Annotated in this window: 18 protein-coding genes and 1 other annotated feature; of the genes, 4 read left to right on the forward strand and 14 right to left on the reverse strand. The window is 48.3% G+C overall.

Annotation, left to right across the window (positions count from 1 at the left end; genetic code table 11):
- Positions 1 to 64 precede the first annotated feature (64 nt).
- Positions 65 to 1,630 (reverse strand): HEAT repeat domain-containing protein, encoded by a 1,566-nt coding sequence (locus tag AK95_RS32060; protein WP_071224039.1) that lies wholly within the window; start codon positions 1,628 to 1,630, stop codon positions 65 to 67.
- Between the two features lie 140 nt (positions 1,631 to 1,770).
- Here AK95_RS32060 and AK95_RS32065 point away from each other — a divergent pair, with 140 nt between their 5' ends.
- The 3 genes from AK95_RS32065 (at position 1,771) to AK95_RS32075 (ending at position 3,915) form a co-directional block, all read left to right on the forward strand.
- Positions 1,771 to 2,643 carry an AraC family transcriptional regulator gene (locus AK95_RS32065; RefSeq protein ID WP_071224041.1) on the forward strand — a complete coding sequence of 291 codons (873 nt, stop codon included), beginning with the start codon at positions 1,771 to 1,773 and terminating at the stop codon, positions 2,641 to 2,643.
- Between the two features lie 110 nt (positions 2,644 to 2,753).
- Positions 2,754 to 3,623 (forward strand): serine/threonine protein kinase, encoded by an 870-nt coding sequence (locus tag AK95_RS32070; protein WP_071224042.1) that lies wholly within the window; start codon positions 2,754 to 2,756, stop codon positions 3,621 to 3,623.
- Positions 3,624 to 3,705: 82 nt separating this feature from the next.
- Positions 3,706 to 3,915, forward strand: a complete 210-nt coding sequence (locus AK95_RS32075) for a hypothetical protein (RefSeq protein ID WP_071224377.1) — start codon at positions 3,706 to 3,708, stop codon at positions 3,913 to 3,915.
- Between the two features lie 100 nt (positions 3,916 to 4,015).
- On the opposite strand, the gene aac(2')-IIb is transcribed toward AK95_RS32075, so the two are convergent.
- The 13 genes from aac(2')-IIb to AK95_RS32140 all read right to left on the reverse strand — a co-directional run bounded on the left by aac(2')-IIb (position 4,016) and on the right by AK95_RS32140 (position 23,705).
- On the reverse strand, positions 4,016 to 4,738 hold the full coding sequence (aac(2')-IIb, locus tag AK95_RS32080; protein ID WP_071224044.1) for a kasugamycin N-acetyltransferase AAC(2')-IIb: 723 nt from the start codon (positions 4,736 to 4,738) through the stop codon (positions 4,016 to 4,018).
- Positions 4,739 to 4,915: 177 nt separating this feature from the next.
- Positions 4,916 to 6,292, reverse strand: a complete 1,377-nt coding sequence (gene nhaC, locus AK95_RS32085; protein ID WP_071224045.1) for a Na+/H+ antiporter NhaC — start codon at positions 6,290 to 6,292, stop codon at positions 4,916 to 4,918.
- Positions 6,293 to 6,520: 228 nt separating this feature from the next.
- The gene (gene asd, locus AK95_RS32090) at positions 6,521 to 7,606 is read right to left on the reverse strand and encodes an aspartate-semialdehyde dehydrogenase (RefSeq protein ID WP_074961992.1); all 1,086 of its coding nucleotides are present in this window, start codon (positions 7,604 to 7,606) and stop codon (positions 6,521 to 6,523) included.
- 198 nt (positions 7,607 to 7,804) lie between these two features.
- Positions 7,805 to 8,069 (reverse strand) — a binding site (T-box leader).
- A 111-nt stretch (positions 8,070 to 8,180) separates the two neighbouring features.
- Positions 8,181 to 9,248 (reverse strand): hypothetical protein, encoded by a 1,068-nt coding sequence (locus AK95_RS32095; RefSeq protein WP_071224047.1) that lies wholly within the window; start codon positions 9,246 to 9,248, stop codon positions 8,181 to 8,183.
- Positions 9,249 to 9,374: 126 nt separating this feature from the next.
- A complete protein-coding gene (locus AK95_RS32100) occupies positions 9,375 to 10,025 on the reverse strand; it encodes a phosphatase PAP2 family protein (RefSeq protein WP_071224049.1) in 651 nt (216 codons plus the stop codon).
- A 328-nt stretch (positions 10,026 to 10,353) separates the two neighbouring features.
- Positions 10,354 to 11,952: an amidohydrolase gene (locus tag AK95_RS32105; RefSeq protein ID WP_071224379.1), complete on the reverse strand. Its 1,599-nt coding sequence runs from the start codon at positions 11,950 to 11,952 to the stop codon at positions 10,354 to 10,356.
- Positions 11,953 to 12,082: 130 nt separating this feature from the next.
- Positions 12,083 to 13,318, reverse strand: coding sequence for an RICIN domain-containing protein (locus AK95_RS32110; RefSeq protein WP_481855875.1), 1,236 nt, complete (start codon positions 13,316 to 13,318; stop codon positions 12,083 to 12,085).
- 437 nt (positions 13,319 to 13,755) lie between these two features.
- Positions 13,756 to 14,166 (reverse strand): VOC family protein, encoded by a 411-nt coding sequence (locus AK95_RS32115; RefSeq protein WP_071224053.1) that lies wholly within the window; start codon positions 14,164 to 14,166, stop codon positions 13,756 to 13,758.
- Between the two features lie 114 nt (positions 14,167 to 14,280).
- A complete protein-coding gene (locus tag AK95_RS32120; protein WP_071224055.1) occupies positions 14,281 to 15,618 on the reverse strand; it encodes an AraC family transcriptional regulator in 1,338 nt (445 codons plus the stop codon).
- 541 nt (positions 15,619 to 16,159) lie between these two features.
- The gene (locus AK95_RS32125; protein ID WP_071224057.1) at positions 16,160 to 18,544 is read right to left on the reverse strand and encodes a polyprenyl synthetase family protein; all 2,385 of its coding nucleotides are present in this window, start codon (positions 18,542 to 18,544) and stop codon (positions 16,160 to 16,162) included.
- Positions 18,545 to 18,637: 93 nt separating this feature from the next.
- A complete protein-coding gene (locus tag AK95_RS32130) occupies positions 18,638 to 19,417 on the reverse strand; it encodes an alpha/beta hydrolase (RefSeq protein WP_071224059.1) in 780 nt (259 codons plus the stop codon).
- Between the two features lie 151 nt (positions 19,418 to 19,568).
- The gene (locus tag AK95_RS32135; protein ID WP_071224061.1) at positions 19,569 to 23,021 is read right to left on the reverse strand and encodes a glycoside hydrolase family 2 TIM barrel-domain containing protein; all 3,453 of its coding nucleotides are present in this window, start codon (positions 23,019 to 23,021) and stop codon (positions 19,569 to 19,571) included.
- A gap of 270 nt (positions 23,022 to 23,291) precedes the next feature.
- Positions 23,292 to 23,705 carry a YugN-like family protein gene (locus tag AK95_RS32140; protein ID WP_071224062.1) on the reverse strand — a complete coding sequence of 138 codons (414 nt, stop codon included), beginning with the start codon at positions 23,703 to 23,705 and terminating at the stop codon, positions 23,292 to 23,294.
- 367 nt (positions 23,706 to 24,072) lie between these two features.
- On the opposite strand from AK95_RS32140, the gene AK95_RS32145 reads away from it, so the two are divergent.
- Positions 24,073 to 25,863, forward strand: a complete 1,791-nt coding sequence (locus AK95_RS32145; protein ID WP_071224064.1) for a hypothetical protein — start codon at positions 24,073 to 24,075, stop codon at positions 25,861 to 25,863.
- Positions 25,864 to 26,009: the final 146 nt, after the last annotated feature.

Consider the following 26,009-nt stretch of genomic DNA (forward strand, 5'->3'; position numbering starts at 1 on the left):
ACCAGACATACTAAAAAACCTCCCATTCCCATTAGGAATAAGAGGCTTCGGACCTTAGCGGATATTAAAAAGTGCTCGCCTTCGTAGTATCCGGACACCATCTGGCCGGTCGATAATATCGAATCAAAACATCAACCGCTTCAGGGGTCCGCAGATGGGTAAGCGTTTCGAAGGCATACGCCCTTACATAACGATCCTTGCTGTGCAGCGCTTGCTCAAGCGAACGGATCACGATGGGAACATCAGAGGCCTTGGCGGTACGGAGCAGTGACAAGGCAGCAGTATATCCGAGTTTATTCATGATATAACTCTGCTGGCTGATGTCCGTATCATCGATTCCAATAGTTCCTCTGTCTTCCTCTTGCAGAAGCGACTCTTCCAGTACGTTTGCCAAGGCCAGGCACACATCGTCGGCATCACTCCCGATCATGCCCATCGCTTCGACTGCATTTCGCCGAACCCATTCGCTCGGATCGCGCAAGCAAGCTTTCAGTTCAGACACCGCCTCATGCGACGGCGGTACAATCATGCCGAGTATGAATACGGCGAGCGCCCTGCACTTTTCATTGGGGTGTTCCAGCAACGATAGCAGTCCCGGAGTGGCTTTCGCCCCGGCACCTTGGAGCCCGTAAGCCGCTCTCTGCGCGATTTGCGTTGTTCCTTCGGAAATGCGGTGAATCAATTCATCAATCCCTGCGGACCCCAATCTGCCAAGTGCATAAGCGGCATTCAAGGCTACCGGTTCCTTATCATTCAACATTCGGCCCAGTTCTGAAGCCAGGGAAGCGGCCTTCTCTCCTAACATTCCAACTTGATCCGCCGCTCTGGCGCGAATGACCTCGTCCTCGGATTTTAATTCTTTAACCAATTGCTCGATCTGGGCTTCGTCTCCTGCTGCCGAGAGGTTCTCCTGACCCGGTTCGCCGCGCATCCAGTTCCATATGTCCCTCCAAAGATTCATATGCACGTAAGGTGTTCCACCACTCGTGAGATTCATTTCTTTCTCTTGATGATTCCAGCTTGGCGATTCGGGCGCGCGCAATCGGACGAATTGAAACTTTAACATGTATCGATCCATGTCGGATACGTTCAGCGAAGCTTTGTGCCATAAATCAAAATGCACCAGTACCATCGTTCCCGCTTTGCCGGTCGGCAGCAACGTCTCGCCTTGATCGCCTATAAACTTTTCGTAATATGGAGTACCTGGCATGACGGCCGTTGGTCCCATTTCCTCGGTGATATCCTGCATATAATAAAAAATCATCGCCCACCAGGGTCGGTGGCTGCGCATGCTGGACCAATAACCGTCTTTATGCCACTGCCCCCCTCCCGGCAATGGATTTCCAGGCTGATTGTAGTGGCAGTGCCGATGCGGGTGCATATAGTAATCCGGGCCGAGTATACTGGTCAAAGCCCCCTTAACGACTGGCGTTTCGAAGAACTGCTGGATCTCGGGCACACGGGGCAGAATGTTATTGCCGGGATTACCTTCTTCATGCAATACCACATTCAATTTATCCCTGACGGAAGCGTGAAGCTGATCCGGCAACTCGTTGCGCAGCACCACATAGCCCTTAGTAATAAAATGCACCATTTGTTCATCCGTCAACAGATATTGACTGTCCGACATCTTATTTCCCCTCCTCTGCATGTTTTAATTTCAGAATTAGTATAGCAAGAGGCTAAATGACTGTATTTACATAAACGTCAGGCTTTTGTACAATCGTCATGCAAATATCGAAATCACCTAAAGGATGTGGAAATAAACACGTGGATTTTGCCGCCTTCCATCCCTACGTGCTGTATGCCACTAGGTACCCCTTTTCCAAGGGACAAAGCAATAGCAACCGGCACTGCTATTCGTCATCGCTTTATCTAATTACCGAAGGTAAGGGCATCGTTCGTACCTGTGGACGCACGTACCGTACCGACCCGGGTTCACTGGTGTATATACCGGCAGGACAGCCGCATGATTGGATAGCGGACAACCAAGATCCCATGGTACATGTCTGCTGTTATTTTGATTGGTCTTATGTGGACCGCCGGGCTTTGGCCGATCACCCCAGCGTGATCTGCTATGACATTGCCCAACTGATTCCTTCCTATGTAGGACCTGCCTTTCCTTACGCCATTCCAGAATATATGAGGGTTGAGAAGATCAAAGTATGGAGCGATCTGTTTGAAAAGTTCTATACCGGGAACCAGTTTGAGAATGAGCATACCTATATGCGAAGCGTAAAAACACAAAGTCAGTTCCTGCAATTCATCGAGTATTTTCTTGAATTCGCATTGCAGGATGAGGTGATTCCCGATCACAGAATGAACAAGCTTCTGGAGCGAATGGATCAGGATATCCTGCACGGCAAGCTGCGGCCATTGGAATCGTATTACGATGAGCTTCGAATCAGCCGAGGTTATTTTTTCGAATTGTTCAAAAGATCGACAGGCTTGCCGCCGATCCAATACATTAACCAGTTCCGAATCAATCGGGCCAAGGAGGATCTGCGGAATACGGACATCAGCATTACGGACATTGCCGAGAAGCACGGCTTCTCTTCCATCCATTATTTTTCGAAGCTGTTCCGTCAGCTAAACGGCCTGTCGCCGCTGGAGTATCGGAAAGATCGGATGAATCTCGATTGAGACCCGGCAGTTAGCTGAACTATCTTTAGTTAAACTTATCATGTACGATAAATAGGAATAGCACTTGCTCCGGAAGATCAAACGGACCCAAGGGAGAGATTGGAATCGATATGCGCTTATTCTCATACTTTAGCTCCTTTATAAACGCTTGGCGGGATTACCCGGCTGAAGAAAATACGGTTCTGGGAAATCGTTACACTGTTCAACAGAGGATTGGAGAAGGAAGTTACGGCATCATCTATAAATGCAAGGATCAACAGAGCGGGAACGTGGTCGCTGTTAAACAGTCGAGACCCAGCAAAGGCAATTACGCCAAAGAATTGCTGAACCGTGAGGCAGCGATACTAAGTTCTCTCCAACATCCGCAAATTCCGGTATATCGGGATTTTTTCACGGACAACCGCCATACTTATCTGGTCATGTCTTATATGAACGGTGATACGCTTGAAGATTTAATATTTGAACAAGACATGAAATACGAAGAAGACGAATGCATCGAGATCACGCTGCAGCTTCTGAAGCTGGTCCGATACATACACGACCAAGGCTATGTTCATCTTGATCTGCGGATTCCGAACGTACTGTTTAAGGATGGCAGGATCCAACTTATTGATTTTGGACTCGCGAGAAGGATTGGTGAGCCCCCTCCGCTCCCAGTACCTGTACGGAAAAAGTTCAGAGCAGACAGCTCGGCGTCCTCTGTTCAATATAAGGACTCGAAGGAAAGCGAGGATCTCCGGGACATCGGTCACTTTATGCTGTTCATGCTCTATTCTACCTACGAACCGGATCACAACCAGGGCGCAGCCGTGGAGCGAAGCTGGCAGGAAGAACTTCATCTCTCGATTGGACTGCAGAACATGATTAAACGCTTGATGCAATTGAGTGAACCTTACTCAAGTTCTTTGCAGTTCATGCACGAGCTGCAGTCGCTCGCTAATGCAAGAGACTGCCCCTCTGATAAGAAGGGCAGCCTTTAATTTGATTATGGGGTTTCATTTATGTTACGATCCGATTAAATTATATGGAATGATGACGAACAAGAAAGGAGGATGTTTTCGCATGTTAAGAAAGATCATGAATAAGCTTCTCCACTCTACATCCCATAGTCATGGCCGTAAGCGTTACAGCAGTTCCGCGAAGAATTATGTAAGAAAATACAGCAGCAGTCATGGCTATTCGCGTCGTAAAGGTTCCTCATCCGATTACAAACACAGGCATGGCAACCAAGGTCATGGCTATTATAAGAACAGAAGAGGCAGCTCGAGCTAATTATTTAACATCATCATGGAGTACTTCACTTCATCCCTCAACTTTATTGAGGGATTTCTTTATGGCTTCATACAGTAAGGTGTTTACGCTGCCCAGCATGTCAACTGATCGTGAAGTTAACTCCGTAATAGGACAACCCTAATTTATTTGCTACTCTCCGGGAAGAGCTATTTCCCCATAAAGTACTGTACAACGCCAGCGCGCCCATTTTTTGCACCTCTATGGCCCATCCGGCAACAACAGCAGCCGCATAACCTCTTCCACGAAATTCCTCTGACGTTTCAAGCCCAGCTTCGTGAGCTCGTTCAGTAATCCGGACGCTGCGGCAAACCGACACCACCCTATTCTCATGAATGAGCGCAACACAAGGCTGGTCATAATCAATTTCCGTGGTCAGCCATTCAAAACCGGTGAGCGAATATTCGCGAATATTTCCCGGTGTGATCCTTACCGTCTGTTTGGCCTGCGTTGTTTGATCAGGTATCCGATAACAAGGTCCGCTCGTATAGTGCTCAGCGCGAAGGAGGTTCATATAAGCTGCAAAATGTTTAGGCCTCGTCAGAACCTCTTCAGTAACGATAGGCTCATCTTCAACCAAAGCCCTCAATTGCCCGGCAATTCCTTCGGGAACATCATGACGAAACCTGCAGATCGAAGAGCCGTCTATCGTTCGACCCATGAAAAACCTCGGGGCAAGCTCCTCTCCCGGCCAAGGCTCGTTGATGGTGCGAATTTGCATATTCCCGTCATGCGTAAACATCGCCAGAACATGCAATTCCATCAGTGCCGCAGCGGTTGGCTCGTTACCTTTCCTATGGTTCATGCTAATATCCCCTCCCGGTAAGAATGAATCCGCGATGTAGGCTGCACATCACCACTTTCCATCATATCAGTTGTATCGAAGAACAGGCTGGGTATAAATCGCTTTAATCAAAAAGACCCTGTCTCCCCTATCCGGGAAGCAAGGTCAAACTGAGGATCCATGTTTATTCGGTTATCCTTAGATCTTCCTGCCCAGCGTGTTCCGCTGTAATCGCGGTATCAAGGCATAGGCAAATGTAAAGAGCGGGCTTAACCACAAGAAAGTTGCATACGGCGCATATTCAATGACCGGAATTCCAAGCGTAGCAGCGAAGAAAGCACCGCTTACCCCCCATGGAATCAGCGGGTTAACAAGCGTACCGCAATCCTCCAATGTACGGGACAACGTCTTCGCCGGAAGTTCTCGGCGGACATATTCCTCCTTGAACATTTGACCAGGCAAAAGGATCGATAAATACTGCTCACCTGTCATGCCGTTGACTGCAATCGCGGACGCCCCGGTCATCAGAACGATACTGCTCTTCCGCTTCAGCGGCTGCATGACTTTGCGGAAGAAGGCTTCAATGACGCCGCAATGCTGAAGCAGCCCTCCCAAGGATAACGCAATCAATATCAGTGATACGGACCCCATCATCGATTGCAATCCGCCGCGGTTGACAATGGAAGCAACGGTTTCGTTGGCGATTGTACTCTTGTAACCGCTCTGCATGACGCTGAACCAGACATCGACTGCCGTCTGCTCCTGAACGAAGGCCGTTACGATGAGTCCGGTAACAATGCCGACAATGAGTGTAGGGAGGATCGGAATCCGCTTGATGGAACAGGCAATGACCGCAAGCGGCGATAGCAGCGTTAGCCAATGAATTTGGAATCCGTCGCTCAGTGCAGCCTTGATTTGAATAATCGATGTTAAATCCAGGCTATTCGCCGTTGGTGCCAGCAGGAAAAAGATCGTTGTCACGATCAGGGCCGGCACCGTAGTGTACATCATGTTGCCAATGTGGGTGAACAAGGATATGCCGGCGACCGCCGGAGCAAAGTTCGTTGTGTCGGACAGCGGCGACATTTTATCCCCAAAGCAAGCTCCGCAGATCACCGCTCCTGCTGCCAGTGCCGGCGAAATCCCGGTTGTTACAGCAATTCCCATGAAGGCAACGCCAACCGTACTGACCGTCGTGAAGGAGCTTCCGGTAAACATCGACACCACGATGGTCACGTATAACGCACTCACGGCAAAATAATGCGGTTCAATATAATCCATTCCATAGTATAAAATGGTCGGGACGGTGCCGCTCATCATCCATACCGCAATCAGAATGCCGATGAGCGAAAGGATGAGAATCGGCATAATCGCCGTTTGAATGCCTTGAATGATAGCGGATTCCAGATGCTTCCAGGAAAACCCGAACAACCGCAGCAAGGAGGCGATACCCACGGTTGTTGCCAAAAGCGGTATATGCGGCTCTGCCTTAAGAAGAAAGATAGAGACAAACAGTACTGCCAGTATAAACACAATAAGAATGATGCTTTTTGAGAAACTGAGATGTCGTTCCATGGTGCTAAGACTCCTTATACTTGGTCGTGACAGGGCTTCTTCCCGTCCTTGTCTATATAGATGAACTTTTTCGCTTTTATGCTTTTCGGCTTCTTTGCTTTTTTGCATTGAAGCGCGAATTACACTATATACGATAAACACGAACTTCGTCAATGTACGAACCTTGAACAATGACCACAAAAAGGCGACTGCATCAAGCAGTCGCCTTTTTCTTAATGAGTATCGATATTATTTCGCTTGAATGTAACCTTCGGCTTTCAGCAGTTCGGCGATCAGAACAGCTCCGCCAGCCGCGCCGCGCAGCGTATTATGCGAGAGTCCTACGAATTTATAATCGTAGAGGGAATCCTCGCGCAATCTGCCCACCGATACACCCATGCCGCGCTCGATGTCACGGTCCAGCTTCGTCTGCGGGCGATTCTCTTCCTCGAAATACGTAATGAACTGCTTCGGCGCACTTGGAAGATTCAGCTCTTGCGGTCTTCCCTTAAACTGCTGCCAGCGGTCCAGAATTTCATCCTTTGAAGGCTTGTTCTCGAACGATGCAAATACGGTGGCTAGGTGGCCATCGGTTACGGGAACGCGAATGCATTGCGTTGTAATCAACGGCGATTGGGCTTTCACGATCTCACCGTTCACAACGCTGCCCCAAATGCGCAGCGGCTCCTGCTCGCTCTTCTCTTCCTCCCCGCCGATGTACGGTATCACATTGTCCAGCATATCCGGCCAATCGGTGAAGTTCTTACCGGCACCGGAAATTGCCTGATAGGTGGAGGCAACAACCTGGGTAGGTTTGTAATCAAGCAAAGCGTGAAGCGCCGGTACATAACTCTGAATGGAGCAATTCGGCTTCACGGCAATGAAACCGGTTGTCGTTCCCAGACGTTTGCGCTGCGCGGCAATCACGTCAATATGACCCGGATTAATTTCCGGAATGACCATCGGAACGTCAGGCGTCCAGCGATGGGCGGAATTGTTGGAAATGACGGGCGTCCCCGTTTTGGCATAGGCTTCTTCCAATGCCTGTATCTCATTCTTCTTCATATCAACCGCGCAAAATACAAAATCAACCTCTGCCGCTACCTGTTCCACTTGTGAAGCATCCTGCACAATAATGCCCTTCACCTTCTCGGGAATAGGCGTGGCAAGCTTCCAGCGGCCCTGAACCGACTCTTCATACGTTTTGCCGGCTGAGTTTTTGCTGGCAGAAATGGAAGTGACTTCGAACCATGGATGCCCATCCAGCAGTTGCATAAAACGTTGACCGACCATACCCGTTCCACCGACAATACCGACTTTAAGTTTTTCAGACATTCGTTACTCATATCCTTTCAATAGTGGCGTCATGTTCCCCATACATCGACTTTGATCTACCGTACGGACAAAATCATGCAGTAAATGAGCTTCTTCTAGATAACTATTCAAACCGGCGAGATTCGTGTAGGTATCCTACCTTGAACCATCATATTTCTTTTGATATAACAAAAAAATCCCACCCCCAAGACCATAAGTCTTAGGGACGAGATTGTTATACTCGCGGTACCACCCCAAATTTGCCAATATGTCACCATATTCGCCTCATCGAGTACGGCATTACCCGGTAATGCAGATACTCTAGCTCTATAACAGGAGCTCCTGGCACACCATCCGCCTCTCAATGAGGGTTCCATGTGCTGCTCTGAGTCTTTTTTCAATAAAGAACGCTTTGCCCCTTTTCAGCTGCCGGAGCTCTCTGTACAAGAATTCGTTTATTTACTCGTCTCTTCATCGCATTTGTTATGATTATTATATATAAAACCATTTCGGCGGTAAACCTTATTTATAAAATTTTCGGAAAACTCGGCTGATTCATGAGCTGTTCCATCGATCCACACCTGTCGGAACCATTTTATGGCTGAAGTCGCACTGCCTCCAGTTCCATTTCCCGGCGGATCGCCATTTCCATCCTCGTTCTTAATACTATGTATTGATTCACCACCGGGTGATCGTATCCTAAAACATGTTGGATCCGGCCTATCATGGAATCATCTTCATACTCGTTGCTCCATTGGAACAACTGCGCGTAAAGATCGGAGAACCGCTCATTATTCGTCGCAGCAAAACGGAGGGGATGAAGATCATCACTCAGCTTCACTTCCATCAAATCATGCAGCACCTGCAGACCGTGAACGATCAACGTCTCTACCTCTAACGTCTTAGCCTTATGTAAATCCAGCGGCATGCTATTCAACATATCCGAAATAAGCTGACTGAACGTCACTTCGGACATTTGCATGGACATGTAACCCCACCAGTGGCTTCCGGTTCCGGTTGCATCCATCTCCCATTTCGGTTCCATCAAAATACGTCGGATCTTCGCCTGTTGCGATCGGCCAAATGCAGCGATGCCCAGGATCAATCCCGCATTGCAATCCGTAGAGGCCTGCTCCCCCCACTCCATAAGACGGGGAACCATCCGGGCATCGGTGAATTTGAAACATAGAGCCGGGAGAAATTCGGGAAAAAGCGGTTGTCCGTAAACCCGCTCCAGCTCATCAGCGAATATCTCGCCATAACGCTCGCAAGGGAGATGCATCAAGCCGATACAGGCAGCTTTCGATAAATACCAATCATTTGCGGTTATGCACGCCACCATATAATCCATCATGCGGTCATAGTCCAAGTACCCGAGCACATGCAAAATATCGCCAGGCATGTTCTCCTTAAGTTTCTTCCCATCAAAACAAACACGCGCTATATCCTCTGCCAGCTCCTGATCTCCGCATCTCATAATCGGATCAAGCAGCAGGGAACGCTTGTAATCGGAAGGCTCCTCCGCAAACAGTCGGAATAAGGCGGCTGCGTCATTCCGGTCACCATACAGGGAGGTAATCCGGCAGTATGAAGCCAGAATCGTTCCATCCATCCTGGGATTGTTCTTGAAATCTCTGATGAGCTTTTCGGTGTTCCACATCATTCTTATGGCTTCTCCTGTAACATGATGATTTGAATTTTTCCCTAATAAACGCGGCTTTTATCGTTCGATTTCGACACAATGCTTGCAATTTAAACGGCTATCGTACTATCCGGACTTTCATTGCTCCTACATATTCTCCCCGCGGACGATAACTCCCCGGTTTTTAGAACGGAGTCCTAAAGATAATTTTCCTACCCCAAACCACAGAATCTCAACTAGTGCGATGGCACCCGCCACGTCCAGCAGGACATGCTGTTTCACGAGTAGCGTGGAAACAATGATCGACCAAGCAAAGATATGCACCGCCACCCGATCTTTATTCGTAAAGCCTGCACTAGCTGCTGCCCCTTTTATCATCAAGTAACTGGTCAGAACATGGATGCTTGGGAAACAGTTGTACGGATTGTCGGTGCTGTACACCAGATTTACCAACCTGTCAAAAACCCCTGTGCCTACAAGCGGCGGCCGCTCTACCGTCGTCTGGAACAAGAAAAAGATAATGTAACACGCGATGAGTCCAATACACTGGGTCAACAGTGTTCGATAATATACATTTCGGTCTCTGGCACAGAACAGAAACAGCATAATAATGATGAAAGGGTACCATACCAGATACGGTATAATGAATATCGGTACAAACGGAATTGCAGTGTCAAGATCCGTCGTTAAGCTTTTTACCGGCGTATGTGCATGGTTCAATATCCCATAAAAAATGTTAAGCACAGGAATGGCCAGGATCCATAACAGCGGGAGATATGTCTTCCATTTTAAGTTCATTGGCTTCCTCCCTTCTTCGACTCCTCAGTCTCTTTAAATATATGAAACAACGAGGCAATTGCGCCTCCTGTTTTTCACACGAACCAACGATGTAGCCGTTATATCCAATGGTTTGAATGTTAATCCGGATAACTCACATGTTCTCTAATCTCCACTAACGTTTTGCTTAAGATCATCCCCTCATGCTGTGCGACGATTTTGCCGGCAACTTCACAATATACCATGTCGTCAGGTAAGGCTCAAGTCGATAACCCATCTTTGTGTCATTAAAAAACATCCATAAATACAAATCGAGCAAGTCCTTTGCTGGACTGCTCGATTGGATAAGTTACTGCGTATAACCGATTTCCCCGTTCACAATCGTCATTCTGATCTTCGTCTTCAGCATTTCATCCGGATCCATAGCATCATGCAAGCAACGATCCACAACGGTAAAATCGGCATATTTCCCTATTGTTATCGTTCCCCGCTGCCCTGATTCTCCCTCGGCCTTTGCGCCGCCGAGCGTAAACAATTCAATCGCTTCCGTTAAGCTCAGCTTCTCCTCCGGCAGATATCCATCATGTCTCTCTTCCGGCTTCCGTCTCGTCATTGCAGCATGAATCCCAAGCAGCGGACTCAGCGGCTCTATGGGAGCATCGCTTCCTCCGGAACAAGGCAGGCCGGAGCGCAGCCACTTCTTCCACGCATACAGATAGCTTGTCCGATCAGGGCCCACACGCTCCAGCACCCAAGGGAAATCGCTGGCTACAAACCGGGGCTGCAGGTCAACGGCCAGATTCAGCTTACTCATTCGTTTCACCGTATCCGGGTGTACAATTTGGGCATGGATAAATCGGTCCGGAAGTTTCGCATCCCGGCTTAATGGATAGAATTCAAGCACATCCGTCATCAACGCTGCCGCTCCGTCCCCAATCGCATGAAAAGCAACGGGAAAGCCCAGATGACGCGCTCTGCCAACAATCTCCCTTAGCTCCTCAAAAGTATGCATAGCCAGCCCTCTTGTATGAGGCGCATCATGGTAAGGTTCCTTCAGCAGTGCCGTTCTTCCGCCAACCGCCCCGTCCGCGAATAATTTGACGGCCCCAATCCGGTTCCAATCGTTGCCGCTGCCCGGCTTAAGGCCCAACTCTTTCATTTCATCAAGATAACCATGAAACATCAGCTGATGGGTACGAAAGTGCAGTCCCTCCTCTCTTAGCTCTCTATGAATCCGCTGCATTGCTTCCACACTTCCAAGCAAACGGAGATCCTCCGTATGAGCTGCCGTAAGGCCTAAACGCAGCGCATCACGGCATGCCTCCAGCATCGCTAATTTCAGGCTGGCGGGATCAGGCTCCGGCTGCACCATGGCAAAAGGTATCGATGCATTCTCGTAAATGCGGCCGTTTAACCGGCCATCGGCATCCCGGCCGAAAGCGCCGGACTCCGGATCTGGCGTGTCTGATGTAACACCCGCTCTTCGGAACGCTTCCGAATTACCCAGGTAAGCATGGAAACAGGTCCTGGTTAGATAGACTGGATGTTCCGTAGTCACGTCGTCGAGTTCCTGCATGCTCGGAATCTGATGGTCTCGGAAGTTATGTTCATTCCAGTTCAACCCCATGATCCACTCGCCAGGCTGCGTAACCGCGACCCTTTCCCTAAGCATATCCAGCATCTCTTCCTTAGAGGTCGCCTCTGTGAAGTCAAGCATGCCAAGCTTCAGTCCATGCATACCGAGATGCAGATGCGCATCGACCAGGCCAGGTAAAACGAAGGCGCCATCCCAATCCACTGTTCGATACCTCCGATCCGCCAGCTGAAGTCGCAGGTCTGCTGCGCTTCCAATAGCACGAATGATTCCGTCTTCCACATATATCGAATCCGCTGTTGAAGCGCTATGGGGTAAAAAGAGATTTCCGTTCGTAAAAAGAACTGGTTGCATGTTTCCTGATTCCTCCGGATTTTTCCATCCATTATACCAAACGGGCATGCAGCTCGTCAGCTGGAACAGGACTAAGCCAATCTTCTTCATAACCAAACAAGCAGCCCCTCACGGAGCTGCTTGTCCAAGTTTAGTTAATTTTGGTGAACATCCATTTCTGCGCATCCGTACCATTATCCGTCCACTGCTGGACAACCGCCCCATCTGCTGTGGAGGCACTGGCTACATCGACTGCCAGTCCGCTTACTTTGGACACAAGTTTGTAATACCCTCCGCCAACATCAACGATCCTCCATCGCTGCGCATTCGATCCATTATCGTCCCATTGCTGCAGCTGAACGCCGGTGGCTGTGGACGAATTCGGCACATCAAGAACCTTTCCGCTGTGCACGGCTGTGAGCTTGTAGTACCCGTCTCCGGTGCTTTCTACCCTGAATCTTTGATTATTGGCAACGTAGTTGGTCCACTGCTGAATCTTGGCTCCGCTTGCCATGGAGACGTCCACAACATCCATCACTTTGCCGCTCGCCTTGGAAGCGATCGTGTAAATCCCATCACTGATCACGTTCGATGTACCACTGTCTTGATACACGCGTACATAATCCACCAGCATCTGCGATGGGAACGGCGTGGAATTGTTTGGACTTCCAGGCCAATTTCCGCCGACTGCCAGATTCAATAATAGAAAGAACGGGCGCTGGAATTCCTCGGTATTGCCGGTTCCATTCTCAATATAGAATTCATTGAACTGCTGACCGTTTACAAACCAACGAATATATTTGGAATCCCACTCTATGCTGTAGACATGGAACTGGGAGAAATCCAAATTGCCGGATACTCGTCCATATTCGGCATGCCCTCCTGCATCCCAGTGTACGGTACCATTCACGTAAGGGTTATGGTTTACCCGTTCCATAATGTCAATTTCACCGCTTTTCGGCCAGCCAACCGAACTGATATTGCTTCCCAGCATCCAGAACGCCGGCCAAAGACCTTGACCCGATGGCAGCTTGATCCGCGCCTCTACTTTCCCGTAAGTAAAGCTCTTCAAATTCTGGGTTTTGATCCGGGCAGAAGTGTAATTCATCCCGCCGTAGGATTCCTTCTGTGCTGTAATGACAAGGTTACCGCCAGTTACCTGAACATTCTGTGCCCGGTCGGTATAATACTGCAGCTCATTGTTTCCCCATCCGCCGCTGCCGGTACCGATTTCCGGTGTCCAATTGGCTCTGTTGAGCGAGGTCCCATTGAACTCGTCACTCCATACCAAATTCCAGTTCGGTGCGGCATTGGCCTTGTTGACAGGCATTAGAACGACCAGAAGACTAAACAGTATAACGACACTTATTCCTTTTCTTAGCATCATGTTCCCTCCTAATTATGATCGAATTAAAGGCTTCATGGATACTAGTGCACCTCATAGCTGTTCTTCTAGCGAACCGTCTACTAAGCTTCGAGTCACCTCGCTTTCTCGTTCTCTATGATTTGCCCATACAACCAATCTATGATGGTAGGTTCACTTGTTGTTCGAGGATATTAGGTAAAATAATACGCTTACATTTCCATTATAAGTTCACTATATACCACTATCAACCTCAATTTATATTTTTTTACATTTATAATCTGCATTCAATAAATCCTATCCTATCAAAAAAAGCCGGTGCAAGCCCCGGCCTAGAGTCTCCCTCGATCTCATTCTGTTATTCCCACCAATGTTTTTTCAGTAAATGGAACATTCCCAAGCTCGATGTACCCTTTTTTACGTAAATCGTAATCTCATGTATGGTTTCAAAAATGGGTTGCTTATTCACGACATATCATAAGTTTGTTTCCATCGGGATCCTTTATGACGAACCAATGATGATGTTCAATTTCCGTCACGAGTTCCACTCCGAGCTTTTTCATGTAAGCTAACGATCCTTCCAGGTCCTCTGTCAGCAGCATGAACGCTGGAGTATCGATGGATGGGGCTCCCCCCGGCTGATCCCCTCCCCACTTCGGCATGGTATCCAGAATCACGCCCGTTCCTTCCATGGGCAAAGGGCATAAATGACCATTCATCACCTGGCAATCATCTTCCGCTATTCCGAGTACACGGCAGTACCAACTGCGCGACCTTTCGATATCCCGCACCGGGATGAATATGCTGCCCACTTTGTTCTTAATCGGACTAACCTCTGCATGGTTGTGATTATCACGCACTTGTTCGCTCATATTTTTGCCTCCATGTATCATTTTTAACACGCGTGGCGTCGTAAACGGACGATACCCTTCAGGCCGCACTCTTTCTACAGGTAATCGGCCCATGAACTCCCTCCATTCTTATGCTCATGACATGATTTGAACAGGAACATAACACTTCACTCTGATAATCCCGTGATCCGCCTCTTCTTTAGGCAAATAGCTCACATACCAAAAGCGTCCCGGATCCGGCCTATACTCGGTTGACATATCGAGCCATCGATCCACTCTTTCAAGTACTCCTGTCATCGTGCCAGCGGCACCTGACTCCAGACAGGCATACATTCCACCTTCCAGCTCAACTTGTAGATCTGCTTCTTCACAGGAAGGAAGAAAATCCTCAGGAGGAGCTATATAAACCTCATAAGCAGAGCATTCGTCCAGCAGTCCACCGTCACAGTGCATGAATACGCGGATTCGCGAATCTTCCATCAATCCATTACGGCATAACCAGGCAATGGATGCTTCATCCGCTTGTTTGACGCAGTCTACACCCGTCCTTCGAAAACGCATCACCTTAAGCGAAGACAGCTGCACGATTTCGATAGGTTTCACCAGCTTACTTCGTTCCACCGGAAGATAAAGCTTCATCCGAACGATTTGATCTCGGTTCAGCGCATATTCTTCAATGAACTCATGCTTTCCTTGCTCAAACACACTGCGGGGCAGCCACTCGGAGAACAAACGGTTCCAGGTGTTTTGAATACTGTCTTCCGCTACCGATGGCGTTCTGGCCACTGCATACAATCCGCCCTCAAGCGTCAGGGAATTAAGTTCCGAATGCTTCATCATCTCGGCTTGGTCCATCGAGCCTACAGCCAGCAGTTGATAACCGAAGGGCTTGGTTTCACCTTCCATGTCCACGTTCCAACCGAAGAGCCTCAGCCCATTGAGATCGATACGGTGTGATGACAACCGTTCGCGAAAATGATCGATCGCAGCGGTCTCTATACCCTCCTCATACTCGGAAACGAATAGATGGCCGATCCCTTGCTGAGGATTCAGACGGATAACCCTTACTTCAGGAAATCGTTCAGATAAGGCCCGCTCTTCCAAATAGCTTACATGCTCTTTCAGATTCATCCGTTCGAAGCTGTAAACTACCTCAGATCTTCGATATTGTCCTGGAGTCTGTCCCGTGAGTCTCTTGAAGGTTTTAATGAATGTCGGATACGACTCAAATCCGCAGCGGTACCCGATATCGATGGTCGGCAAGTCGCTATCCCGCAAGCATAAGGCGGCTTCGTTGATTCTGCGTTTACGTATGTATTCCTTAATCGGGTGTCCCGTCAGGCTATGAAACAAACGGTATAAATTAGGCAGCGACATGGCCGCCACGCCGGCAATCTCCTCAAGTGTTAGTGATTCCGTCAGATGATCCTCGATATAATCAATGGCGCGTTGAACGATTTCACCGCTCTGCATTTCAAGCCTGTTGCCCCCTCTCTATGTGGATTGGCTATGAGGTCATCATACCAAATTCCATGCAGCATGAACTGTACTTTTTTATCAAAAAAACAATCTCGCTTTTATTCTTCTCCGCTTCAACTGCTTGTGAAGAAAGCTTGAGAGTAATGGCAGCAACAATTCCGGATCCGGCATATGATCTTGGCCCTCTAGGATCGTGTTTATGGCGTTGGAATAGCTCGGCTTAGCTGCCTTCCAATCTCCAGCATGGATTCAGGACTTTGTTCGCCAACCATGATATGAATCGGCGTGCTCAGACGGGACGCTCTTTCAATCGGCGGCAGGTCGCTGGCAAGAAGCGTATCATAGGGCTTATTATATCTTTAGGGAATACGCTGTATTTCTTCTGAAATTGCTGCCTTTGCACAATCCATCCTTGTAACAAGCATGCAGCAAGCATGGCTTAAACCAATGCCATAACCAAAAAAAGTGCTGGCATTCACGCCAACACTTCCTCTCGGGATATTTTCTCATGATTGTACATTAACAATGAAGCAATTTAACGATCTCGATTTACCATGTAATTTAATAAATGCTTGAGAAACGCCGTATTGCGCGGCATCTCCTGCAGCGCCTCCATAGCCAGGCAATAATGCTCCCACATTTCCCGACTGGCGCCTTCCTGACCCAAAATGCTCACAAAGGTCGATGTATTATTCTCCGCATCCTGTCCTCCTGGTTTCCCGAGCTGCTCCATATCACCCTGCACATCAAGCAAATCATCCTGAATCTGAAAGGCAATGCCCGCATGGTAGGCGAATTTCTTCAGTGTCGCAATTTCGGTCTCCTTCACCTGAGCGAGGATGGCAGGCATAACGAGAGATGCCTCGAAGGCAATGCCCGTCTTGTAATAACATACCGTATTCAGCTCCTCCAAAGACAATGCCTTCCCTTTTGAATTCAAATCCATCGCCTGGCCCGAACACATATCTCCCGCTCGCTGAGACGAATATTGAATCAGTTTTAATACCGTCTGGGGATCAAACCCTTCAAGGGATGATTGTTCTTCGATAGCCTTCTGAATCAGGAACAAGCCGGTGATTTCCGCCGTGGCGCTATCATGAACCCGATGCAGGGTCGGTCGTCCTCTACGGGTAGAGGCGTTATCCTGAGACGGCAAATCATCGAATATCAAGGAAGCGGTGTGCATGTATTCAAGCGACCTTAGCAGCGGCACGATGGCGGAAGCTTGCAGACCGTATTCGTTGACCGCCATGACCCAAGTCAAGATAGGTCTTAGACGTTTGCCGTCCCCTTCGAGCGTATAATTGGCTGCGTCAATCAGCGACTCTTTCATGGGTGGAATGCCAAGGGGCTTCGCGATTTGCAAGCTGTTGTTTATCTCGTTTCGAACGGTTTTAATGGTATCGATAAAATAATCCTTTTCCTTCCGCTCGTTTCGGAGCACCGTAACCATCTGGTCCCGCAGCAACTTATCGAAGAAATCCACCTGATCGGCTGTTCGAACCATTTGCTGGACAAGCCGATTGAATTCCGGGTTACCGGATGCAAAAATATCCATGATATCGTTATATTTCTCAGCACCGACCCGTTCTTTACAACGCTTCAGGCCATTAATGGCCCGGTCCAGCATCACCTCTCGCGTCTTGGCGTCTGAATGATACACCTCATGAATCAGATGGGAAATAACCGCCCAGTACATTTCAAAAGGATTGATAAGATCCGTACGCTGACCGCGATATTTTAAATAGTACGTATACGGGGTTACCGCTCCGTCTTCCATATCCTGAAACATATCGGCAAAATCATCGGCCAGCTGGTTGTAGATACCGTAGAAGAAGGTCCGGTCCTCAAAGCCTTCATCCGCCGAAGCGCTGATAACGGAACGGACGATCAAGCGGGAGGACGATGATTTCAAGATGATTGGCAGATATAGTTCCTCGTTACTGTAATTGGGATTGTCAAGATCCTTAATTCGGTCAATATGCTGTGAATGAAAAAATACATTAGACTGCTCGAAAAAAGCATGCTGCGTTTCCGGGCGTTGGTGTCCCTGAATATACTCAAATGCATCCCGAAGCTCCTTATGAACGAATTGAACGAGATCCATGTTCTTCCCGGTCCACTGCCCAAGCTCCGGTACCGTTCCAGTAAGGAGCGCCTGACGTATCATCTGGGAGTACTGTTCCTTCTCTTGAGCGTTAAGTACCCTTGAATCGAGCAGATCGTCTATAAAAGGATAGGTCAACCCATAGGAATATCCCAGCCGGATAGCATCATCAAGGCGGGCTGAGCGCTCCGCAGGCGATGTCTCGGCATTCATATCCTCGATGACGTGCATAACAACGCCTACGATAATTTTAATCAATTTGCGTTGAGCTTGGTCCGCATCCATCTCCTCCGGGATATGGGTCGCCACGAGCTTCAGTTTGTTAATGACCCAAATCACGGCATTCTCGATGCCTTCCTTCTGGGCCCATCGGTACAGCCCGGCCAAACTCATGTAATCCGGCGTACCTCCACCGTTCCTATTGGTCGAGCGAAGCAGAAGTTTCTTGGTATCTTGGGCAACGCGCCGAATTCGGGCCTTCGTGTCTGGCGAATCCAGGTCCATACCCAGGTCTCTCATATAAATATAGGAAATGCTTCGATCCAAGTAATTATCCAATTCACCTGTATAATGAAGCCAGCCGATATATTTATGATAATCCCGGCTATCCGGTTTCTTCTTTCCGCGCGATAAAAAAGACAGCCATGAAGGACGATGAATATGCTTCCTTTTCCATACTAGAATGTCCTCTGTCAGGATCGGCACATAACTCTTTTCCTTAACCTGTACATAAAGTGATGCAAAATACTGAGCTGCCTTCTGCTCAGCCCGCCGATATCCCGTATCGGCATAGTCTGTATACGCCACATTCATATGATGGAATCCCTCAACTTCTTTAAGTGTTTAACATGTACCCATGTTTATAACCTATATACGTAGAAGTTTCAATCGGGTTACATTTCAGTTTCAACGTTGAAACGAATCAAGGCCCTGGATCCAGAGGTCTATGGCTTCCGTCACTTCGATCAACTGCTCTGCCGGGGTTAAAGAAGCTTCGTTGTCTCCCTTTTGGAAACCGTAAGAACCGAATTGTCCGTGATTGCCGCCCGCAATATCCACGTATGTCGTATCGTCCGGCAGATTCTTTCTTGCAGCCTCCCACTCGGTTCGATCAAGAACGCCATCCTGCGTACCGGTGATTTGAAGCGCGGACATATTCAACCCGTTTAGCTTTCCTCCATCATCCGCGTAGGATGCCATGAAGTAAACCCCGTCAATGACATCCGCATGTTCAGAAGCATATCTCGCAGCAAAAACACCGCCTAAGGAATGCCCGCCAATGACATAACGTCTGTCTTGATGCTCCGATATGAAGGAATCCGCCTTATTCTGTCCGAAGATGGCGAGATTCAAAGGCATGGATGCAATGTATACGCGGTGCCCCTTCTCTGCCATTCTCTTGGCAAAAGGCGCATAACTTTCGGGCTCCACCAATCCACCCGGATAAAAAATAATGTCGGGCTGGATCACCTCCCCGCCCACCGGCTCGAAACGATAGCCGTCCTTGAGGTGTTCGACAACTACTTTCGTATTACTTTGAAACACCGCTTTCGCTTCATCGAGCGGTTTGTAAGTAAGAGAATCCAGTAGGACACTAGCTGCTATGGTAATAATGGTTAGTATAGACAGGGTCCATATAACAATCTTGACCACTCTTTTATTCCTCGGTTTATTGGTTTGCTTCATTTCCTCACGGTCCCTTCCATCTCGGTATGTCTATTATTTAATTATACCGCAGGGTTAATTAAATTCCTATCGATCCGTGTAAATGGTCCATACCTCCATTCAAAACAAAGAAGGCTGCCGATTGGATCAGCAGCCTCGATCACCATTGGTATTATGAACCTGACCGTACAAATCGGAACCAGCCAAAATCAAACTGGCTTCCCGGCAGGAAGATGAACGTCACCTTCTGTTTACCGTTCACATGCTCCAGATCAAACACTTGCTCTTCGTATCCATCTGTTTGCGTAAATTCAACAAGCTGATTGCTTTCTCCCGCCGAATTGGCAAACCGGATATGAATCGTGTTTTTGTCTATGGCCGAACGCCCGTACACAATCAGTTTTGAAGTGCCTGCTTCTGAGAAATCCATTAGGTCAAACTCGAGGGAAACATTATTTCCTATACCTTCAACAGCCTTGTCATCCATAATCGTAAAGGTATCTCCGTAGATTCGATCACCATCTGCGGCATAATTCTGCTCGAAGGCCCGATTCCCCGCATGAAAATAAAACCCTTTGATGTGCACCTTCTGGCGCAGGACAAAGCATATTGACGTTATGCCGCGCAGCCTCTTGGACAACCGGTAGGTTTCTTCCTGATACACGTTCCACTTGGATTCTTTCTGATAAATGCAGTCGGCCAGCAAGGAGCTGCCCTCCTCACCAGGCATGCCTTCCCAGATTTGCAGCGAGTACGCTTCGCTTGAGAGTGCAAATATCGGAATGGTGATCGTATCGGAGCCATGGGGACCGAAATCGATGTCCCGAAATCCGACTTGCGTCTCACCGTCTCTGCTCGTAGCTACGCCTCTTTCGTTCCCGTTTCCCACATCACCTTGACTGTAATCATACAGTCCTGCGGAAATGAAAGAGTATGGGTCTTTGTAGGCCGCCCCCAAACCGTCAACTTGAAATTCAAGCTGGGAGATGAGCTTGGTTTTATCCGTCCCGTTCCGACTCGTACATCTCAAACGAAACTCACCGTCGCCAAGAGCGGTTACGATGGCTTCATGACCATTGGCTTCCACACTGGCGATATTGGATTCGATGCCGGCATCATTCACGACAGCCCATTCGACCTCTTGATAAGTGGTTTCCGGCGGATGTAACATGGCACGCACCACCATTTGCCGATTGGACGGATGAAATGATGGACCTCCTTCGCTGATCAGTTCAATCTTGCGAAGCGGAAGCTCGAGCATGTTCCCCGTGAGGCACGGCCCCTCTTCGTTATTCATGCTTGCCGATATGCCCTTTGTCAATTCATCCTGCGCCGGGATGGATGTCAGATGTAGGCATCGGCTCTCCAAACCATGGGAAGACACTTCGATTCGAATAGGCCCAGGCTCCAATGTGGCTCCGATGATTGCCATCAGCTTGCCGCTGAACAATCTTCGGCTCCGGCCTTTGTACGGATCGTAATCCGTGCTGTCTCCGTTATCGAGTCCAAGCAACCGCCCGGCACCCGTCACATGCACCTCCACCCGGTTATTCGCGTTCAGGGCGGTATGGCCGTCCTCATCCTCCATCGCAATTTCCAGGAAGATGAGGTCTGTTCCATCGGCTGTTAATTCTTCTTTATCCGGGCACAAAACAATACGCTTGGCATCGCCAAAAGAGTTTCTTGTATCCTCAGCCACGATACGGCCAGCTTCGTCATAAGCGATCGCTTTCAATTCGCCTTTTGCATAAGGAATCTTCCACCAACCCACCAGCTGTCTTCCGTGTGCATGGTCAATATCATGCGTACCGATGGTTTCCCCATTCAGCTGCAGCTCGACGCTTGGCGCATTGGAACAGATGCGAACATCGATCATTTGGCCGTCGTTGAAATCCCAGTATGGCAGCAGATGCACCATGGGTTTCGTTTTGTAATCCGTCCAGGCTGCTTGATAGATATAATAAGAATCCTTCTTGAAGGTTGCCGTATCGATCTGTCCGAAATAAGAGTTTTTGGTATGATACGGTGTAGGTTCTCCAATATAATCGAATCCGGTCCATATAAACTGTCCCAGCGAGAAGGGCATATCTCGCTCTGCCAGAATGCAGGCCTCCGCCGATTTCGCCCCCCAACTGGTCGAGCTGTTTCCAAGGGAGGAACACTGCTCGTCGTCATCGGCTAGAATGGACTTTTCATACGGGAAATGATAGATGCCTCGGCTTTGTACGACCGATGCGGTCTCGCTGCCATAGATGATCCAATCCGGATGTGCCTGATGATGCTTCTCGTAATACTTCTCGGCATAGTTATAGCCTGCCACCTTTACGATATCGGCACATAGCTGAGCATTCTCCCAAGGCATATAATTCGATCCGATGGTAACGCTTGCATTTTGCTTGGGATCGTATCGCTGGACCTCTGCCATCAGCATTCTTGTTATTTCCTGACCCCTCTCATCCGCATGGGTATCATATATTTCATTCCCGATGCTCCACATGATAAGGGACGGATGGTTTCGATCCCGTTTGACCCAGCTCTTCACGTCGCGCTGAACCCAATCCGGGAAAAACCTTGCATAATCATAAGGGGTTTTCGGCCGTTCCCACATATCAAAGGCTTCCGATACGATCAGCAGCCCCATTTCATCCGCAAGATCCATCCATTCCTTGGCAGGCATATTGTGAGCAGTGCGAATCGCATTAACCCCCATGTCTTTCAGAATAGCAAACCTTCTGGCTAAGGCCGTTTTGTTAAACGCTGCACCCAGTGCTCCGAGATCATGATGCTCGCATACACCGTTCAGTTTCAGTTTGCTGCCATTCAGGAGGAATCCCTGATTCGGATCAAGCTGGATATGGCGGAATCCCACGTTGTGCGACACCGATTCTACCATTTCAACGTGCCGGTCTGTCGGATGATCAGTTCCAATCACCCGCATCTCGGTAACCAACTGATACAGATGAGGTTCATCTGGGCTCCAGAGCCATGGACGCTCAACAGCTAGAGTTTGCGTATTCGTTATATTCCCAGCGCTGCTAGCGTTGACGTGATTGGACACCTCTGCGATCCTCTGACCACCCTTCAGGAGCGTGTGGTTAATGACCACATCATCTACGATATTCATTTCTGTGTCGACTTCGACCAACCATCCATTTTCCTGACATGTTGTTGATATATAAATGCCGTCTGTTGCGATATGGTTCGCTTCCCTTATCTTTAACCACACATTACGATAGATGCCCGCGCCCGAATACCACCGGCTGTTCGGACTTTGAAACACTACCTTCACAATAAGGTCATTCTCCCCTTCTACCAGGAAATCTGTGATTTCGTGTTCAAAGGAGGAATAGCCATACTTCCATTCTCCCACGCAATGACCATTGACATAGACGGAAGAATCCATATACACCCCGTCAAAACACAGCAGAACCTGAGCTCCTTCGCCATTCCACGACCATTGCTTCCGGTACCAGCCCATGCTGTTCTCATATAAATTTTCCGTGTTATAAATAAGCCAATCATGGGGAATGTCCACGGGTTGGAATTTAAGATTCGCCGAATCCGTATGGTCAAGGCTGCTTTTTGCAAATGTCCATCCATCATTAAATAATGTTTTTTTGTTCATGGGTGGGTATCACCTTCTTCATTTATTTAATTGATCCAAGTTGGCACATAATGAAGCCAGTCTATCCAACTATATCAGGATGTTTTAACATTTGAGCCCGCTTTTACGAAAGTTCTAAAGTTTTCTAAGGATATTCTTTAATCCCCCTATTCTGTTCACCCATACAAAAAGGAGCCCCTTGACCGCAGCAAACGTCAGAGCTCCTTGATTATTATGATGTAACTATAAAAAGGGATCAAGATAACTTGATCTCCTCGTCAGCGCCGAGTATCAGTGCAAGTACCCTGTCTCCACTTCATCCAAGACTTTTCGTGCTTGTTCAATCCACATCTCGTCCACTGATGCGTCCGGGTCGATCGGAGCCTGGAATTGATCAAAGAGAGCTCCTAATAAACGAGGTGCTGCATGCTTGTCGGTTCCCGTATTGTATATATGTCTAAATACGAATGGACGGCCGAGCTTTATCGTAGCATGACAACCGCCGCATTCGCCATCCAGGGTGCCTTTGGTTACCAGAAAAGGGATCCGAAGCCACACCATCCGCTCCTGATCCAAGCGCCTGTCCAGATAACCATGCTTATAATCCCAATTGCCGGCTAACGTAAACTCATGTCTACAAAGATAGGTATCTATATTCACAAAACGGTCTTCGATATTCTCCAATCTTGATTCCAAATTAATCATGTCGCCCACCTTATGTTTTTAGTCCTAGGATGGACTCGAATGCCAAACGGTATACGGGAATGCTTTTCGAAATCATGAAGTTCATCATTATAAACAGTGACACTAGGCCATATAAAAGCCAAAAACACAACTTTCTTCCTGAGTAGTTAGCCTTAATCTTGTTCAAATTCATATAATTTATATAATTTAGTTATATTTTTCCAAATACATCATAGTTCCTTTTAAACCGATCATTTGTTCGATGTATTGCTTGCCACCTGTCCCGTAAGAACAAGGTCTCATCTTTTTTTGAGGCATCAATGCTATAATAACCCCGTTTACTAAATAGAGAATACGTGGAGTTCTCGCAGAGAAACGGAGGGAAAACATGAAAGTGAAAGATTACCCGATGCTTGCCGGCCTGTTGGCTGTCATGCTTCTGGTGGGGCTTCAAACCCCGGCTTATGGAGAAAATGCTACAACAAAAGCAACTTGGATCTGGCAGACGGATCTGATTCAGGATGGCGGCGAAGAACTGCTTGATTTTTCCCGCGAAGAAGGAATTAATCTAATCTTCCTACAGATTGATCGTCAAATGCCGTTCGAAGTTTACGAGGCATTTATACAGCGTGCGCATGAGAGTCAAATTGCTGTGCATGCTTTAGGAGGAGATCCAAGATGGGCCCTCACCGAACATCGGGAGGATATGCTCGGACTCGCCGATTGGGTGATCAACTATAACGGCAAGGTTTCGGCCGGCGCCCGATTTGACGGCATTCATCTTGATATAGAGCCGTATGTACTTGCCCAGTGGGAGGATGAGCAGGACAACATCATCAGCACCTGGGAACAAAATCTTATGGTGTTCCTGAATCAAGTATCCGGGAGCGACCTGGAGCTCGGAATTGACATCCCCTTCTGGTTTGATCAATACTCCTTGGGTAATGGAGCCGGTCTGAATGAATGGCTGATCAGTACATTTGACCATGTTACCGTGATGGCCTATCGGAACGAAGTAGAATCCGAGCATGGCATTCTGGAGCTGACGCGAGATGAGCTTGAGCTTGCCAACAGGCTTGGTAAGCAGATTCTTATCGGGGTTAACACGAAGGAAATGCCGGGTGAGCCTCACACCAGCTTTTATGGACATGGTAAGGAAAGAATGAACGCGAAATTGGAGCATCTGTCCAGTGCGCTCAGTTCATATGCTTCCTTTGCCGGGATCGCTATCCACGATATTCGCAACTGGCAAAACATGTCTAATGATGGGAGCGTGCCGCCAGACGATAAGGACCCTACTTCCCCATCACCGGCCCCCGATCCGAATCCTGAACCGGGAGAGGGCGATCGCGTGCCCGATGCGGATCCCGTTACACGGGACTCTATCGTAAGAGGCACATATATTTGGGAAGCCCATGAAGTAATTCAAAACAGTCAGGAAATTCTTGATTTTGCGAAAGAGAAAAACTTGAACTGGCTGTATGTAAGGCTGGACCTGGAGCAACCGTACAGTTCGTACTCGTCGTTTGTTAAACAAGCGGCTGCAGCCGGAATCGAGGTCCATGCCATGGGTGGTCATCCGATATGGGCACTTGAGGAGAACCGGCCCAGAATGATGCGATTGGTCAATTATGTGAAGAACTACAATCGTGCTGTGGAAGGCAATGAGCGTTTTCATGGCATTCATTTGGACATTGAGCCTTATGTGCTGCCTGCATGGAGGGAAAATTCGCAGCAGGTTATTTCCGAATGGACCGCGAATCTGGATGCTTTTGTTACGGAATTGAAAAAAGATTCCAATCTGGAAGCAAGCATGGATATGGCCGTGTGGCTGGATAAATACAAAGTTACCGGGCAAGATATGTCCCTCAGCAAGTGGATGATCAACCGAATGGACCATGTTTCTCTCATGGCCTTCCGTGATGCAGCGGAAGGATCGAACGGGATTGTCGCCGTAGCTAAGGAAGAGATCGCATTTGCCGATGAGCTGGGCAAACCGATCAAGATTTCCGTAGAGATCAAAGCCAGCCATGAAGGCGATCATATTACCTTCTATGAAGAAGGAGCAGCTTACATGGAGGAAGAGCTGGCCAAGCTGCCTGATTTATTGAAGGATTCACCTTCCTTTACCGGTAGCGTGGTGCATGCGTATGCTTACTGGAAAAATGCCAAGCCTTAAAGAGGTAAGAAACGAAATAACCCCATCGCTCTCGAATGAGCAATGGGGTTATTTTATTCTCTGGGCTCGCTTCACGGTACGCTCGGTAGACTCATAGAATAGACATATAGGCTAATAAAAAAGCCTGATATCTCAGGCTTCATCAT

This window comes from Paenibacillus sp. LC231 (assembly GCF_001860525.1).
In the GTDB taxonomy this organism is placed as follows: domain Bacteria; phylum Bacillota; class Bacilli; order Paenibacillales; family Paenibacillaceae; genus Paenibacillus_AQ.